This window comes from Paenibacillus urinalis (genome assembly GCF_028747985.1).
Classification (GTDB): Bacteria; Bacillota; Bacilli; order Paenibacillales; family Paenibacillaceae; genus Paenibacillus; species Paenibacillus urinalis.
Map to the genome: position 1 here is coordinate 1,731,361 of NZ_CP118108.1, position 17,077 is coordinate 1,748,437.

The 17,077-nt window shown below is 45.9% G+C and carries 13 protein-coding genes; 10 read left to right on the forward strand and 3 right to left on the reverse strand.

What is annotated here, in order from left to right; all coding sequences use genetic code 11:
- The first annotated feature begins 86 nt into the window (after positions 1-86).
- Genes sufC through sufB form a run of 5 tightly spaced genes read left to right on the forward strand, consistent with a single transcriptional unit; the run spans position 87 to position 5,256 of the window.
- Positions 87-869: a Fe-S cluster assembly ATPase SufC gene (gene sufC / locus PUW25_RS07965; RefSeq protein WP_047909952.1), complete on the forward strand. Its 783-nt coding sequence runs from the start codon at positions 87-89 to the stop codon at positions 867-869.
- 26 nt (positions 870-895) lie between these two features.
- Positions 896-2,197, forward strand: coding sequence for a Fe-S cluster assembly protein SufD (gene sufD / locus PUW25_RS07970; RefSeq protein ID WP_047909951.1), 1,302 nt, complete (start codon positions 896-898; stop codon positions 2,195-2,197).
- Positions 2,194-3,417, forward strand: a complete 1,224-nt coding sequence (locus tag PUW25_RS07975) for a cysteine desulfurase (RefSeq protein WP_047909950.1) — start codon at positions 2,194-2,196, stop codon at positions 3,415-3,417. The genes sufD and PUW25_RS07975 overlap by 4 nt, the downstream gene beginning before the upstream one ends.
- On the forward strand, positions 3,407-3,838 hold the full coding sequence (gene sufU, locus PUW25_RS07980) for a Fe-S cluster assembly sulfur transfer protein SufU (protein WP_047909949.1): 432 nt from the start codon (positions 3,407-3,409) through the stop codon (positions 3,836-3,838). Before PUW25_RS07975 ends, sufU begins: the two co-directional genes overlap by 11 nt.
- A 20-nt stretch (positions 3,839-3,858) precedes the next feature.
- Positions 3,859-5,256 carry a Fe-S cluster assembly protein SufB gene (sufB, locus tag PUW25_RS07985; RefSeq protein ID WP_047909948.1) on the forward strand — a complete coding sequence of 466 codons (1,398 nt, stop codon included), beginning with the start codon at positions 3,859-3,861 and terminating at the stop codon, positions 5,254-5,256.
- 257 nt (positions 5,257-5,513) lie between these two features.
- On the opposite strand, the gene PUW25_RS07990 is transcribed toward sufB, so the two are convergent.
- Together PUW25_RS07990 and moaD are read right to left on the reverse strand one after the other, a co-directional pair.
- Positions 5,514-6,560, reverse strand: coding sequence for an HD-GYP domain-containing protein (locus PUW25_RS07990; RefSeq protein WP_047909947.1), 1,047 nt, complete (start codon positions 6,558-6,560; stop codon positions 5,514-5,516).
- An 87-nt stretch (positions 6,561-6,647) separates the two neighbouring features.
- Complete coding sequence (gene moaD, locus PUW25_RS07995; protein WP_047909946.1) at positions 6,648-7,379, reverse strand: molybdopterin converting factor subunit 1; 732 nt, start codon at positions 7,377-7,379, stop codon at positions 6,648-6,650.
- 179 nt (positions 7,380-7,558) lie between these two features.
- Between moaD and PUW25_RS08000 the strand changes: the two genes are divergently transcribed.
- The 4 genes from PUW25_RS08000 (at position 7,559) to ltrA (ending at position 13,256) form a co-directional block, all read left to right on the forward strand.
- On the forward strand, positions 7,559-9,001 hold the full coding sequence (locus tag PUW25_RS08000; RefSeq protein ID WP_047909945.1) for a bifunctional metallophosphatase/5'-nucleotidase: 1,443 nt from the start codon (positions 7,559-7,561) through the stop codon (positions 8,999-9,001).
- A 51-nt stretch (positions 9,002-9,052) separates the two neighbouring features.
- The gene (locus PUW25_RS08005; RefSeq protein ID WP_047909944.1) at positions 9,053-10,177 is read left to right on the forward strand and encodes an HD-GYP domain-containing protein; all 1,125 of its coding nucleotides are present in this window, start codon (positions 9,053-9,055) and stop codon (positions 10,175-10,177) included.
- A gap of 55 nt (positions 10,178-10,232) precedes the next feature.
- The gene (gene yfkAB / locus PUW25_RS08010; protein ID WP_047909943.1) at positions 10,233-11,378 is read left to right on the forward strand and encodes a radical SAM/CxCxxxxC motif protein YfkAB; all 1,146 of its coding nucleotides are present in this window, start codon (positions 10,233-10,235) and stop codon (positions 11,376-11,378) included.
- A 477-nt stretch (positions 11,379-11,855) separates the two neighbouring features.
- A complete protein-coding gene (ltrA, locus tag PUW25_RS08015) occupies positions 11,856-13,256 on the forward strand; it encodes a group II intron reverse transcriptase/maturase (protein WP_047911907.1) in 1,401 nt (466 codons plus the stop codon).
- Between the two features lie 76 nt (positions 13,257-13,332).
- On the opposite strand, the gene PUW25_RS08020 is transcribed toward ltrA, so the two are convergent.
- Entirely contained in the window at positions 13,333-15,966 is a 2,634-nt protein-coding gene (locus PUW25_RS08020) for a cation-translocating P-type ATPase (RefSeq protein ID WP_370510311.1), read from the reverse strand.
- 400 nt (positions 15,967-16,366) lie between these two features.
- Here PUW25_RS08020 and PUW25_RS08025 point away from each other — a divergent pair, with 400 nt between their 5' ends.
- Positions 16,367-17,017, forward strand: a complete 651-nt coding sequence (locus PUW25_RS08025; RefSeq protein ID WP_193745979.1) for an HAD family hydrolase — start codon at positions 16,367-16,369, stop codon at positions 17,015-17,017.
- The last annotated feature ends 60 nt before the right edge of the window (positions 17,018-17,077 follow it).

The window sequence follows — 17,077 nt, forward strand, 5'->3', positions numbered from 1 at the left end:
GAAGCTGGAAATCAAGGGGATACCCTATTAAATATACTTCATGATTTCAAGTGGGAAATTCATTTCTATTGGAGGTAAAGGCACATATGGCTACAAATTTCGTCATTGAAGGACTTAAAGCAGAAATAGAAGGAAAAGAAATTTTGAAGGGCATTAACCTCAACATGAACGGTGGAGAAATTCACGCGATCATGGGACCGAATGGTACGGGTAAAAGTACGCTTGCTTCAGCACTGATGGGTCACCCTAAGTATGAAGTAACTGGCGGCTCTGTTGCTTTGAACGGCGAAGACGTTCTGGAAATGGAAGTTGATGAGCGTGCTCGTGCAGGGATGTTCCTTGCAATGCAATATCCAAGTGAGATTGCAGGGGTAACAAATTCCGACTTCCTGCGCAGTGCAATCAATGCACGCCGTGAAGAAGGTAACGAAATTTCTCTGATCAAGTTCATCCGCCAAATGGAAGGTAAGATGAAAGATCTTGAGATGAACCCTGAGTTTGCTCATCGTTACCTTAATGAAGGCTTCTCCGGTGGTGAGAAGAAGCGTAATGAGATTCTTCAAATGATGATGCTTGATCCGAAGCTCGTTATTTTGGATGAAATTGACTCCGGTCTTGATATCGATGCTCTTCGTATCGTTGCAGAAGGTGTCAATGCAATGAAGAGTGAGGATCGTGGCTTCTTGATTATCACTCACTACCAACGTTTGCTGAACTACATCAAGCCAGACTATGTACACGTTATGATGCAAGGACGTATCGTTAAATCTGGTGGTCCTGAGCTTGCAGAACGTCTTGAAGCAGAAGGTTATGACTGGATCAAGGCAGAACTGGGAATTGAAGACGAAACTGTTGGCCAAGAAGCGTAAAGAATAAACGGAGGAGGATATCTTAAATGACGACACAAACCATTCTTCCGGTTGATTCCGAAGCGCTTCGCGCGTTATCCGAAGGCAGAAATGAGCCGGCATGGCTTTCTGAAGGGCGCCAAGCAGCACTTGATCTTGCGGGCAACCTTGCGCTTCCAAAACTGGAAAAAACAAAAATTGAACGCTGGAATCTATCCGCGTACGGACAATATAAAACGAGTGATGCGATTACTCTGAATGAAACACCTGAAGCAATCGCAAGCTTAATAAAAGATGAGCAAGATGGAACTTTGTTGATTCAACGGGGCTCCAGCGTCGTGTACAGCAATCTTTCCAAAGAGCTTGCTGATCAAGGTGTAATCTTTACAGATCTCGAAACTGCAGTGCGTGAGCATGAGGATCTTGTTAAGAGTCATCTTCACACAGCAGTTAAATCTGACGAACATCAGCTGGCTGCACTGCATACAGCGATCTGGAACGGCGGAGTATTCCTCTATGTGCCTCGTAATGTGGTGATTGAGAAGCCGGTTCAAGCTATTTTGCTTGCTGAAGATGGAACGGCAACATTTGCACCACATGTGCTCATTATTGCGGACACGAATAGCTCTGTCGTATATGTAGACAACTATGTATCAGGCAATTTGGAAGCTCCTGTCTTCCATAATGGGGTAGCTGAAGTGTTTGTTAAGCCAGGTGCGAAGGTTCGTTTTGCTACCGTTCACCAATTTGGAGATCAAGTAACAGATATTACTTATCGCCGTGCTGTAGTTGAGAACGATGGTACAATTGAATGGATCGTTGGTGAAATGAACACAGGTAATACAGCAAGTGACACCCTTTCTATCCTGAAAGGCAATGGTTCGAATTCGGATCAGAAGACGATTGCAGTAGGTGCAGGCTCTCAGAAGCTGAACTATACGACCCAAGCCAAGCATTTTGGTAAGAGCTCTGCAAGCCAGATGATTACACGTGCGGTTATGCGTGAAGAAGCGTCTGCGATCATTAACGGAATTACCAAAATCGAGCATGGTGCAACAAAAGCGGACGGTCAGCAAACGGAACGTGTCCTGATGCTGAGTCCTAAAGCACGCGGAGACGCGAACCCGATTCTTCTGATTGATGAGGATGATGTAACAGCAGGTCACGCTGCATCTGTAGGTCAAGTAAACCAAGAGCAAATCTACTATCTGATGTCACGCGGTATTTCCCGTGAGAATGCAGAAAGATTAATCATCTATGGCTTCCTTGCGCCTGTTGTATCTGACATTCCGCTTGAAGAATTGCAGGTGCAGCTGCAGTCCCTTGTTGAAAGGAAACTGGGACAATGAACGCTCAGGCGATTCGTGAACAGTTCCCCATCCTCGATCAGGAAATTAACGGACATCCATTAGTTTATCTAGATAATGCGGCAACTTCCCACAAACCTCGCGTAGTGCTTGATGCAATCAAGCGCTACTACGAGTGGGAGAATTCCAACGTTCACCGTGGAGTTCACACGCTTGGAAGCCGTGCAACGGATGCATATGAAGGTGCTCGTGAGAAGGTAGCCAAATTTATTAATGCTAAACGATCGCAAGAAATTATTTTTACTAGAGGTACAACAACGGCGCTCAACATTGTTGCCTCCTCATACGGACCTTCCGTACTGAATGAGGGAGACGAAATTGTGATCACTCCTATGGAGCATCACAGTAACTTGATCCCTTGGCAGCAGCTTGCCAAAAGAACAGGTGCTGTGCTGAAATATATTCCCCTTCAACCAGACGGCAATATCGATCTGGCAGATGTGGAAAAAACGATCACTCCTAACACGAAAATTGTCTCTATGGCATATGTTTCGAATGTTCTCGGAGTCATTAACCCCATTAAGGAAGTAGCTGAAATTGCTCACCGCAATGGTGCAGTTATGGTTGTTGATGGCGCACAGAGCACCCCTCATATGAAGGTTGATGTGCAAGATCTTGACTGTGATTTCTACGCCTTATCCGGACATAAAATGTGCGGACCGACCGGAATCGGTGCACTGTATGGCAAGAAGGCGCTGCTTGAGTCCATGGAGCCGGTCGAATTTGGCGGCGAGATGATCGATGATGTTGGCTTGTATGAGTCTACATGGAAGGAACTCCCTTGGAAGTTTGAAGGAGGAACTCCGATCATTGCTGGTGCGGTTGGTCTCGGAGCAGCAATTGATTTTCTGACTGAGATTGGAATGGATGAAATCGCGCAGCATGAGAGCAAGCTGTCACATTATGCAATGAGTCGTATATCTGAAATCGATGGCATTCAGGTGTACGGACCTAAGAAACGTCATGTAGGTCTCGTAACCTTTAATCTCGATGATGTACACCCGCATGATGTAGCAACCGTGCTTGATGCAAGCGGAGTAGCTATTCGAGCAGGTCATCATTGCTGTCAGCCGCTGATGCGCTGGCTTGAAGTTGGATCTACAGCAAGAGCGAGCTTTTATTTATACAATACAGAGCAGGACGTAGACCGTCTTGTGAGCGCCTTAATCCAGACAAAGGAGTATTTTGGTGATGCAACTTGATGATCTGTATCGGCGCGTAATTATGGACCACTATAAAAATCCGCGGAATCGGGGCAGCTTTGAAGACGACTCGGTAACAGTTGATTTGAACAACCCGACCTGCGGTGACCGGATATCCCTGCAGCTAAAAGTTAAAGATGGAATTGTCGAGGATGCGAAGTATACCGGTGACGGCTGCTCCATCAGCATGTCCTCGGCCTCCATGATGACCGAAGCGGTTAAAGGGAAGACTATGGATGAAGCTTTGAACCTAGCAGATCGTTTCTCCGCCTTGATGCAAGGAGAGGAACCAGAATTTGACGAATATGAAGATATAGAAGCCCTATCCGGTGTAAATAAGTTCCCTGCGCGCATCAAATGCGCAACACTTGCTTGGAATGCGCTGCGCAAAGGGATAGATGAGGATCACAAACCACAATAACGATAGGGAGGTAGACCCACATGGCAAAAAAAGCGCCAGAAATGGAAGAGTATAAATATGGTTTCCGGGATGAGCATAAGTCCATTTTCCAAACAGGTAAAGGTCTGACGGAAGAGGTTGTAAGAGAAATCTCCCGTATTAAGGAAGAGCCTGAATGGATGCTCGATTTCCGTCTGAAATCCTTGAAACAGTTTGAGAAGATGCCGATGCCTCGTTGGGGCGGCGATCTCGACGGGCTTGATTTTAATGATATTCAGTACTACGTAAGACCTTCGGAGAAGCAAGGAAAGACATGGGAAGAGGTTCCTGCAGAAATCAAGGAAACCTTCGACAAACTGGGTATTCCAGAAGCAGAGCAAAAGTTCCTGGCAGGGGTATCTGCTCAATATGAATCTGAGGTTGTATACCACAACATGCAGAAGGATCTTGAGGATCAAGGCGTTATCTTCATGGATACTGATACAGCGCTGAAGGAGCATCCAGAGATTCTCAAGGAGTACTTCGCAACCGTGATTCCTCCGGCAGATAACAAGTTTGCTGCTCTGAACAGTGCTGTATGGTCAGGCGGAAGCTTCATCTACGTGCCAAAAGGCGTGAAGTGTGAAATTCCACTGCAGGCTTACTTCCGGATTAACTCTGAGAATATGGGTCAATTTGAGCGTACCCTGATTATTGCTGACGAAGACAGCTTTGTACACTACGTAGAAGGATGTACGGCTCCAATTTACAGCACAAACTCTCTGCATAGTGCGGTTGTTGAGATTATCGCTAAGAAAAATGCACGTGTACGTTATACGACGATTCAGAACTGGGCTCCGAACATCTACAATCTCGTTACCAAGCGTGCAGTTGCAGAAGAAAATGCAACCATGGAATGGGTTGATGGTAACATCGGTTCCAAGCTGACTATGAAGTATCCTGCAGTTGTTCTTAAGGGACGCGGCGCGAAAGGCTCTGTACTTTCGATTGCAGTAGCGGGTAAAGATCAGCATCAGGATGCAGGTGCGAAGATGATTCACCTTGCACCAGATACAACCTCTACAATTGTATCCAAATCAATTAGTAAGCATGGCGGTAAAGTAACCTACCGTGGTCTGGCTTCCTTCGGACGCAATGCAGAAGGCGCTAAATCGAACATTAAGTGTGATACATTGATTCTGGATAACGAGTCCACTTCGGATACGATTCCTTACAATGAGATCATGAACGATAATATTACGCTTGAGCATGAAGCAACCGTATCTAAGGTGTCTGAGGATCAGCTGTTCTACTTGATGAGCCGCGGCCTCTCTGAAGACGAAGCAACACAAATGATCATTATGGGCTTCATTGAACCGTTTACGAAAGAACTTCCAATGGAGTATGCGGTGGAGATGAACCGTCTCATCAAATTCGAGATGGAAGGCTCGATCGGTTAAGCAGAGCTATTTAACATTTGAAATGATTTCTAATACGTGTTCTGGCCATTTATGGCTGGGCACGTATTTTTTTGTTCACATCGTGATCAAGCAGCTGCTTAGGCTATATAAAAATAGAGGCCATCCGTATAGGAAAGGCCTCTATTTCTACAAATGTTTTTCATTTGATGATCTAAGGAAGTATGTACTAGATTGTTCTTTCTAAGTAGTTCTAGCTGATATGAAAGGAATCAAGGACTTATTATGTAACGTATGTTCTAGATATAAATTTCTACAATAGTAATATCTCGTTGTTTGGCCAAGTCTACAAAGCCTTGTCCACAACGGACGAGCGGACGGAAATGATCATTCGGATTATTCATTACAATCGTACCTGTATCTCCTGAAGTCAGTAATACCTGTTTGCCAATAAAATTAGGCAGGAGATGCTTGATAAAGCTCTGCGTTACTTTTGCATTGAGCTGTCCGAAGCTGAGTCCGTATAGCTCGCATAACACGGATATGTATTCTTGCTTGGATTGATACACACGATGAGTCGTCATCGCACTGTACACATCTGCCACAGCCGCAATTCGGGAATAAGGATGAATATCATCTTTGCGTAATCCGTAAGGGTAACCGCTGCCATCTTCCCGTTCATGATGCTGTAATGCAGGAATCGCGAGTGTTTCATTACCGGTAGACTCTAATATAATGTCATATCCCTGCTTAGCGTGTTTTTTCATCACACGGAATTCCTCTGGGCTTAGCTTGCCTGGCTTGTGAAGCAGCTTCTCAGGCACCATAGATTTCCCTATATCAATGAGGTAACCTGCTTTGGAGATGGTGTAGCAGTCCTCCGGGGCATAACCGAGCCATGAAGCCATATAGTATGTAAGAATGCCTACCTGTACGGAATGGTTGTAAGTATACTCATCATCACGATCAAGCAGGAGAAGAAGTGACACGACATCCTTCTGCTCCAGAAGCTGTTCAGCCATTGGCTTAAGCAGATCGTCAACCTCCGATATCGAGAAACGTCCTGATGTTGTAGCTTCCTTAAAGATCGAGGCAGTTCCTATCATGGTACTATCGAACATTGGAACTAGCTTAAGCAGGGATTCTCCTGGGGATGATCTGAAGACAGGAGCAGTCTGGGTGGCAGGCTCTGTTATGTCTACATAATCAATACCGTGCATCATCAGTTTATCGATGTCTGAATCATCAATTATGGATCCTGCTGACATCAGCTGCACTCCGGAAGGATTAAAAGTATCCGATTGAAGCAATAAACCAGGCTTTAAGTCGGTGACATGTAATCTCAAGACAATTAACCACCTTTAAATGTAAAGTTTTTAAATTTATCATATCAAGAAAAAAATGGACAGACAACGACTAGTTTTAATGATTAGTCATTTTAATGGGTCCCAGGGACCAGTTTGATGTCCTTTCCATTCTGATCCGTCCTCCCAGATCTCCTTCTTCCAAATCGGGACAATCTGTTTCAGCCTCTCAATAGCGTACCGGCTTGCCTTATAGGCATCGTCACGATGGGGGGAAGAGACGGCAATCACGACACTTGTCTCGGCAATATCCACTTTGCCTAATCGATGGGATATCGCACATTGCGCGCCAGGCCACTTTTCATTGATTTCATCACCAATCGACTTCATTGTAGATAATGCCATGGGTATGTATGCTTCATATTCAAGATGGACGGTGCGCTGATCGCCGGTCATTTCTCTTGTTGTTCCTATAAAGGTTAAGGTTGCTCCGTGATTGGCAGTGATGACTTTGGCCGAAGTTTCTTCTACCGATAGGGGGGCATATCCAATAGAGTATAGTCCATCATCAGAGGTGTGGGTTTGCTGAACGGAATTTGATGAATAGGTGGGACCTTCTCCGCCGGAAACGGGGGGGATCAGCGCTATTTCGTCTCCTTCGTTGATCACCACATGGCCTGGTGCATAATTCATATTTACAGCAATTAGTGAGGAATGGATGAGTAAGGAAGCTTCAGGATACGCTTCTGCAAGCTGCTTTTTCAAATCGTTTACCGTGACTGCATGATCTATATTTAATTCAATCTTAGATTGCCCAATTCTCTCTGCGACACCAGCGAATAATAACACGGACAGTTTCAAATGATTTCACCTCGAACGGATGTATTGATAAACCCTTTTAATATATCATATCCTTTATGAAAATGTTATTCTTATCTTTTAGATAGATCCAATGGACCAGAGTGAGCAAAATGACGAGAATTTAGTTTATATAGCGCATTAATTTATGGCTAATAAGTATCCGGAGGAGGAATACAGAGATGACGAACCATATGCCTAAACAAACCTTGACCATTCTTCATACGAATGATATTCACAGCCATTTTGAGAAAATGGGTTCCATCGCTGCGATGATCCAAAGGGAGAGAGAGCAGGCAGAACCCGGAGAAGAAATTCTAGTATTGGATATTGGAGATCACATGGACCGGATGGCAGTGGAGACCGAAGGCTCCATGGGCGGGGCCAATGTAGATGTTCTAAACTTAACGGGCTATGATGCAATTACGATTGGTAATAATGAGGGATTAACCTTTACACCGGATATCCTAGATCAGGCATATGCAGGTCTGTTATGCAAGGTCGTATGCGGTAATCTGATTGAAGAACGTTCAGGGCAGCCTCCGGCCTGGATGGAGCCATCGACTATTTTGACAAAGGGCGACATACGAATAGGTATATTGGGATCTACCGCACCGTTTAGCGCGTTCTATGAGCTGCTTGGGATGAAGGTGCTTAATCCAATCGAAACGCTAAAGCTTCAGGTAACACAAATAAGAGAGCAAGCAGACATCGTAATTCTGTTATCGCATTTGGGACTAACAACCGATCAGAGAATTGCTGAACAGATCGATGGAATTGATATGATATTGGGAGGCCACACGCATCACGTATTGGAGGAGCCGCTGGAAATAAACAAGACGCTCTTATGCGGTGCGGGCAAATATGGTCAATACCTCGGAAAAATAACCGTGGAAAGATCCAGCGAGGAAGAGCATTTTAAGTTGGTTTCAGGTGGGTGCCTGCCTGTGGATGACAATCTTCTGCATGAAAATGTGGCGGCTGCTATTATTACACATCGGGAACAGGCCGAAAATAAATTAGGTAGAACCATTGCTGTGACGGATCGAACACTTGCCATTCATTGGGACAGAGAATCGTCATTTGGAAATTTATTAGCTCAGGCAGTGCGGCAATTTACGGGTACAGATCTGGCGGTTGTTAATGCAGGTCAGCTGCTTGGTGATTTGGAGGAAGGGAATATAACGGAGGGGATGCTGCATGCTTTATGCCCTTCTCCGATTAATGCATGCACCATTCTGTTAAAAGGCGCTGACCTTCGTACAGCTATGGAGGAGAGCTTAATACCAGAGTACAGGGACCTCGTATTTAAAGGCTTTGGATTTCGAGGATACCAGCTGGGAGTCCTGTGCATCGATGGTGCAGAGTTACATTACGATCCGACCAAAGCTCCATATGAACGAATTACCGAGCTGAATATAGGAGGCGTTCCTTTGAATGATGAGCAGCTATATCGAGTGGGAACACTGGATATGTTTACGTTCAATGTGGGATATCAGAGCCTATCGCTCGGTTCAGAGCCAGCTTATCGTTTACCAGAGTTTATCCGTGATTTGATAGCCATGGAGCTTAAGAGACCGAATTCGCTTGATGAATGTCTGAGACAGAGATGGATTCTTGAATGAGAATAAAATGAAATCCGCTAATAGCATCTGATTTAGGCAGGAGAGATCACTTTGCGTTTAATACCCATTCAAATGCTGCAGCCCGGAATGAAGCTGGGCAAAAGAATATATAATGACGAAGGAATTATATTGTTAGGCGAGCAGGTCGAATTGACCGCCAATTTGATTCATCGTTTAGGTCAATTAGGCTTAAGCTATGTGTATATTCATGATCCGAATACTGATGATATTGAATTTCCGGAATTATTACGAGAAGAAACCCGTATACAGGCCATGAAAGAGATAAAGACTCAGTTTTCTATGTTATCTTCCAGTGGAACGATGCGGGGCTATTATCCTCATCTCGGCAAAGTATTCGTGGGACTAATGGAGAAGATTCTTGAAGATATCAGCTCTCGTCAAGATGTGATGATTATGCTCACCGGGATGCAATCCATGGACCATGCTTTATACGAGCACTCATTAAATGTATGTATTTATTCATTAGTGTTAGGCAAGGCACTTGGTTATGACAACAAGAGATTGATGGAGTTAGGGCTTGGAGCTCTGCTCCATGATATCGGAAAAACTCAGATCCCTGCTCATATTCTGCAGAAGCCGGGTAAGCTCACCAATGAGGAATATGATATTGTAAAGAATCATACCGTTTATGGGTTTAAGCTCCTCAAAGATGAGCCAGGAATTCCGCTTATTTCAGCCCACTGTGCTTTACAGCATCATGAACGAATGGATGGAAGGGGATATCCACAGGGCTTGTCTGGGCCCGATATTCACGATTACGGTAAACTGATCGCTTTAACCGATTCTTATGATGCGATGACGACAAACCGAATTTATCAGAATGCTCTGCTGCCGCATCAAGCGGTCGAAATGCTTTTTGCAGGTTCGGGTACGCAGTATGATCAAAAAATGTTAGAATTGTTTCGGGACTATGCAGCGATATATCCTGTAGGTTTGACTGTTCAGTTATCTACAGGAGAGACGGCAGTCGTTGTACGGTTGCATCCGGAAGCTCCACAGAGACCGGTAGTTCGGATCATTATGGATCAGGAAGGTTACACCCTTACAGCCCCTTATGAACTGGATCTGTTTCATCGTCTATCGGTGATGATTACAGGAGTGATGGGTGAGTCTTCCTCGGTATTATCGATCGCTGAACAGCCACAGTTTACATAATGTAGTGTAGTTTAGCAGGACAGCATAGTTCAATTTAGGAAATAAGGTGAAATAAATGACTTTAATGAATCATGAAATGAAGAATATTCGTGCGCTTTCTCCGGCATATGATCCCTGGGATCCGATGATGTCGTTAAGAAAATATGGTAAGCATGTGCTCACCAGCGTTGAAATGACTGTCACTCATTTATGCAATATGCGCTGCGAGCATTGTGCTGTCGGTGAGATGCTGGTTATGAGAGAGGCTCCCTCCATTCCAGTATCTCAAATGATTGAGGCGTTGGATCAGGTGGAGCATCTAGAGACGATTAGCCTGACGGGCGGGGAACCGAGCTTCTTGGAGAAAACAGTGGATGAAATGATTCTTCCTCTGCTCAAGTACGCCAAATCACGTGGGATCCGCTCACAGATCAACTCAAATTTGACGATGGATATTAGTCGATATGAGAAGCTGCTGCCCTATCTGGATGTTATGCATATTTCATTTAATTATTTGAATGCCTCTGACTTTCATGAGGTAGGATTTGCGAACACGAATCGCCCGGTCAGCTATAATACGGCAGCCAAAATGTACGATCGCATGATGGAGAACTCCTTGAAGCTAAGCGAACAGGGAATGTTCATCTCTGCAGAATCAATGATTAATTATCGCACACATCAGAAGCTGGGTGAGATCCACAAGCTCATAGGACAAATGGGAGCAAGAAGGCATGAGGTTCATCCTATGTATGCTTCAAACTTTGCTGAGTCACTACCTGTCTTGTCGCTGGATGATATGCGTAACGCGATCCATGGACTGCTGGATGTGAGAGATCAGGACATGTGGATGCTCTTCGGAACACTGCCGTTCTATGCGTGCAATGGGGGAGATGAGGATCGCAGGCTCATTTCCCGTCTATATAAAGAGCCGAATGTAACAGTAAGAAATGATCCGGATGGCCGCAATCGAGTGAATGTGAACATGTTTACCGGCAACGTATACGTAACCGATTTTGCGGATATTCCGGAATTCGGAAATATTAAGAATGAGAGACTGGATGATATTTTCTCGGAATGGACTTCAAATCATCCATTGAATCAAACGGTGAATTGCTTCTGCGATGCAGCGAGCTGCTGTGGGCCTAATCTGCTCGTAAGAGATATGTATTACAAAGATATTGATTTCAAGACACGTAAGGCCTTTCCAAATATCATCGGATAGTTTGTATACAAAGGGCTGCCACACCCATGAGGTGAGGCAGCCCTTAATTTAGTGCGCCCGGCATGGGCGATAGCTCGGCGGTGAAAGTCCGCTACAGGCTTGGCAGTAGGAACTGTTAGCCAAAGGCAAGGGTGTCCGCCGCGAGGCGGAATCTGAAGGAAGCCGGAGGCAAACCCTCGGTCTGACGAACAGGAATCACATACAAGGCATGACGGGACGGACGAGCTTGCTAATCAAAGCGAAGTCCAATACTGCCCGAATCCCGGCATGTAAATGTGGCAGATGGATGAGGGGAAGGCTATCGCTCTTACCCGGGGAGGTCTCACAGACGTCCGGTAGGAAAAAAAAAAAATCCGAAAAGACGGAGTAAAGCTTGCTGTGAGAAGTCAGCAGAGGCCATAGTACCGAGAAGTTTTTTTTCGGGAAGGGCCGAACAATCGTAAGCCTCGAGTATAGACTGGAAGGAGCATCGGCACGATGAAAGCAGAATACCGAAAGGGCTGCCTGCAAAGGGATAGCATGGAATGCGAAGAGTATGCGGGAGCGCGGAGTGCCGGCACTCGGGAACGTAGAGAAAGAGGCGGTGCAACGGACATGCTTGAGAGGATACTAAACAGGGATAACCTGAACAAGGCCTACAAGCGGGTCAAACGTAATCACGGAGCACCGGGAATCGATGGAATGACAGTCGAGGAGGCACTACCGTGGTTACGGGAACACAGAGAGGGGCTTTTGGAAAGTATCCGGGACGGAAGCTACAAACCAAACCCGGTACGGCGTAAAGAAATCCCGAAACCAGATGGAAGTGGAGTGCGGAAGCTCGGTATCCCTACGGTAATAGACCGCGTGATTCAGCAAGCGATATCGCAGCAGCTACAACCCCTGTTCGAACCGTTATTCGCGGAAGGAAGCTATGGCTACCGCCCTGGGCGGAGTGCGCAGCAAGCCATTCGCAAAGTAAAAGAGTATGCGGAGCAGGGATACGACTACGCAGTAGAAATCGATCTATCCAAATATTTTGACACGCTGAACCATGAGCTGCTTATGAATCTTTTGCGCAAACAAATCCAGGACAAGCGGGTAACTGATCTGATCAAGAAGTATCTCAAAAGCGGGGTCATGGAGCACGGAGTGCGGCGCGAAACGGAAGAAGGATCACCTCAAGGTGGCCCGCTATCGCCGCTGCTGGCGAATATCTATTTGAATGAGTTCGACCAAGAGATGAAAAGCCGAGAAGTGAATGTGATCCGCTACGCAGATGACATTGTAGTGCTGGCGAAAAGCAAACGTGCAGCAACGCGGCTGTTGGAGTCCTGCCAGAAGTATCTAGAGAAGCGAATGAAACTTCAGATAAATCGACGGAAAAGCAAAGTCGTAAGCATCGTGGCCCGAAAGCATTTTAAATTCCTTGGTTTTGCTCTGGGAAAGAGCAGGGACCGAGTACACATCCGCGCCCATGGACAATCTCTTGCGAAAGCAAAGAAGAAACTGAAGGAACTCACGAAACGCAGCCAGGGCAAGAATGTCCGTCAAGTGATGGAGCAGGTGAAGGTCTATATTCGCGGCTGGATAGGTTACTTCTACGTAGCGGACATGAAACGGACTCTGCAGAGATGGAACGAATGGTTGAGAAGACGATTCCGTATGTACATCTGGAAACAATGGAAGAAGCCAAGAACAAAGGCGCAAAACCTGCGAAAACTGGGAATACCGGAGTGGCAGGCCTACCAATGGGCAAACTCACGACTGGGATACTGGCGCATCGCCGGAAGCCCGGTGTTGTCTCGTTCCATAACAAACAAAAGGCTCGCACAAGCAGGGTATTATGACTTCCCTGCTCAGTACGAGCATTTACGTAACTTGCACTTAAGCGGTTGAACCGCCGTATACCGAACGGTACGTACGGTGGTGTGAGAGGTCGGCTACTCAATTAATGGGTAGCCTCCTACTCGATTTAATTACGCTGAGCTGTTGTATTGCGGATCAATTTCATAATCTCCATCAGAATTACAGCACCCAGCGCTAAGCCAGCGGCTATGAAGAACTCATTCCAGCCAAATGCATCAGGAATAGAGAAGATTCCTCGCACACCTGGAATCAAGGTGACAGCGTACAGCACGAAGCATACAGCTACAGCACCGAGGACATATTTGTTCGAGAATAGCCCGACTTGGAAAATCGTCTGCTGTGTTGAGCGTGCAGCGAACGTTTGCAGGGTGCGGGCCAGTATTAAGGTTGTAAAGGCCATTGCAACGCTCATCTCAGGTGAATGGGATAGACCGATATATTGTGATGTAATAACGGCAATCCCGATAAGGATTCCTCGTGTGAGCACAGCGCTGAGCGTGCCTCCCGCAAAGATCCCTTCGTTGATGTCCCTTGGCTTGCGAGACATGACGTTCGGCTCCGGTTTTTCCATACCAAGTGCAATCGCTGGAAGGGAATCATTGGCTAGGTTAATGAATAGAAGCTGTATTGCTGTGAAAGGATTGATCCAGTCAACGATGAGCGCGAACAGGATGGCGATGATCGCACCCAGATTTCCTGCAAATAAATATGCGATCGCTTTTTTAATATTATCAAACACGGTTCTGCCGACACCGACGGCCTTAACAATGGACACGAAGTTGTCGTCCGTCAGAATCATCGCCGCGGAATCCTTGGCTACATCCGTTCCGCTGCCCATGGCAACCCCGATATCGGCTTGCTTCAGGGCCGGGGCATCGTTAACGCCGTCCCCAGTCATGGCAGCGATATTTCCTTTCTTCTGCCAGGCACGTACAATCCTTATCTTGTTCTCTGGTGATACGCGGGCATAGACCGATATATTCTCAAGCTTCTGATCCAGCTCTTCCTCAGACATCGCGTCCAGCTCTTGTCCTGTTACGGCGATATCATGGTCATCCATCAGACCGATATCACGCCCAATGGCCTGCGCAGTCGTCTTGTGGTCGCCTGTAATCATTACCGTACGTATGCCGGCCTTCTTCGATTCAATAATTGAATCGTATACTTCTTCACGCGGCGGGTCGATCATGGCAGTCAGACCTACTAGGGTTAGATCATACTCATCCTCAACACCAAGCTCATTTTTATCACTTGGTATTGTTTTATAAGCATAAGCTAACACGCGAAGTGCTCTTTCAGAGAAATTCTCATTTGCTTCCTGGAACTGAGTGAGCAGCTCGTCTGTGAGCGGAACCTGCTCTCCCTTCATAAATACATGCTTGCAACGGCTGAATAATACATCAGGACCGCCTTTAGTTAATATTGCTTTTTGACCGGCAAAGGTATGGATGGTAGACATCAGCTTTCGATCGGAATCGAATGGAATCTCTGCTTCTCTTGGAAACTGATCACGAATTTCACGATAGTGCTTGTTCTTGCTGTTACTGAATGCAATGAGTGCAATCTCGGTCGGATCTCCCAGCTCCTTACCTTCCTCATTAATATGAGAATCGTTGCACAATACCGCAATATGAAGAAGCCGGCGTTCTGCATCATTCCATTCCTGCGGGTTATCCGGGAACTCTTCCTTAGCTCCTTCGGGCAGGAAGTAATCAACAACGGTCATTCGATTCTGTGTTAGTGTACCTGTCTTATCTGTACAGATAACACTCGCGGAGCCCAGCGATTCTACCGCCGGCAATTTGCGGATAATGGCGTGCTGCTTTGCCATTTTGTTGGTTCCCACAGAGAGTACGATCGTCACAATCGAAGAGAGGGCCTCGGGAATCGCAGCAACCGCTACGGCAACAGCAAACATTAGCGCGTTAAGGATAGAGCTCGTAACATCTCCTGTATCATTTGACAGCCAGATGCGACCAGCCTCAACACCGAATATAATGATCGAGAGGATGAGAATAAACACACCCAGCTTCTTACTGAATTTATCAAGCTTGCGCTGAAGAGGTGTTTGTTTCATCTCCGCAGTTTCAATGAGCCCGGCGATCTTACCAATCTCGGTATTGCCAGCAGTTGCGGTGACGACGACCGTTCCCCGTCCATACACGGTTAGTGCACCGCTGAATACCATATTACGCCGATCTCCGAGAGCTGCATCTCCTTCGATCGGGTCCGTATGCTTCTCCACGGCTTCAGACTCGCCAGTCAGCATACCCTCATTCACTTTAAGGCTGCCGGATTCGATAATGCGTCCATCTGCAGGTACGTAGTCACCTGCTTCCAGAATGACAATATCGCCGGGTACAAGCTCCCTTGCCGGAATGGTAACTCGTGCTCCTGCACGGATAACCTTGGCCTCTGGAGCAGATAAATTACGAAGCGCATCGAGAGAGCTCTCAGCCTTTCGAGTCTGCACAACACTGACGATAGCATTAAGAATTAGTACAAGGAATATAATAAGTGATTCAATGAATTGTCCAAGAATCAGCTGCACAATCGCCGCAATCAGCAGGACGATCACCATAGGGTCCTTGAAGTTTTCAAGAAACAGCTTCCAGATGGGATCTCGATCCTTTGCTTTTAGTTCATTGTATCCTGTTGTTTCAATTCGCTTCTGTGCTTCTTCCTTCGACAGGCCCTCTAAGCTGCTGTTCACTTCACGCAGAACTTCCTCTTTATCTATTTGGTAGTATTTCAAGCGTTAAGACTCCTTTCCATTCTCCTATTTTAGTATTTGCTCCTGCTCCTACAGCCCGCATATGTATGTGGAACCTAGAACTCTAAGAGAGCTTGACAGTATAATTTCTCCCTTTTCTCCTTTCCTTATCCTTCGCCATTATATATACCCTTTTTTCCTCAAGATGAAAGATGAAACTAAAAGTATAGTACGAAGGTTCAACACACAGAATAAACGGAAGCAGGACTGAAAATTTACATTTGAAAGGTTTACATGTGGGAGCTGGAATGCTTATCATAGACAGGTGGACTTACGACTAAATCATTCGTAATAGCAAACTTATATTTAATAGAATAGGGGATGCGGACTAGTGGAAAAAAGGATCATACTGAATAAACCCGAGGCAATGATTTTTGATATGGACGGAACACTGTTTCAGACGGAATCGCTGCTCGTTCCTGTGTACCATAAAATGTTTGATATTTTAAGAGAAGAAGGACATCACGAAGGAGCGACACCGCCTGAAGAGCTTATTCTCGGCAGTCTGGGCATGCTGCTTCCTGATATATGGAAGCGGGTAATACCCAATTCAACAGAGGCAGCGAAGCTGCGTGCCGATGAACTGTTGCTGCAGCTCGAGCTGGAAGGATTAGAGCAGGGGATAGGTGTACTATATCCTGGGGTGGTTGATACGCTTAAGGCACTGCATGATTACGGTGTGAAGCTGTTTGTTGCAAGTAATGGACTGGAGCATTATGTAAAGGGTGTCGCCAAAGCTTATGGTATTGCACATCTGTTTGATGATCTGTATAGTGCCGGAGAGTATGCAACAGCATCAAAGGTTGATCTGGTCAAGCTATTGTTAGATAAACACAATATTCGTTCGGCATGGATGGTAGGAGACCGATCCTCTGATGTCGAAGCAGGCGTGGAGAATGGACAAACAGTGATTGGCTGCGCTTATGCAGGGTTTGGGCGCGAGGATGAATTGAAGGGCTCAAATGCGCTTCTAAATGACTTTACAGAATTGTTGACCTTGTATAAACAAGCTGAATAGTAATGAATAACTGCTTATAGAAATGAGTAAACCGCATATGAAATCCCCTTTGGACGTTGT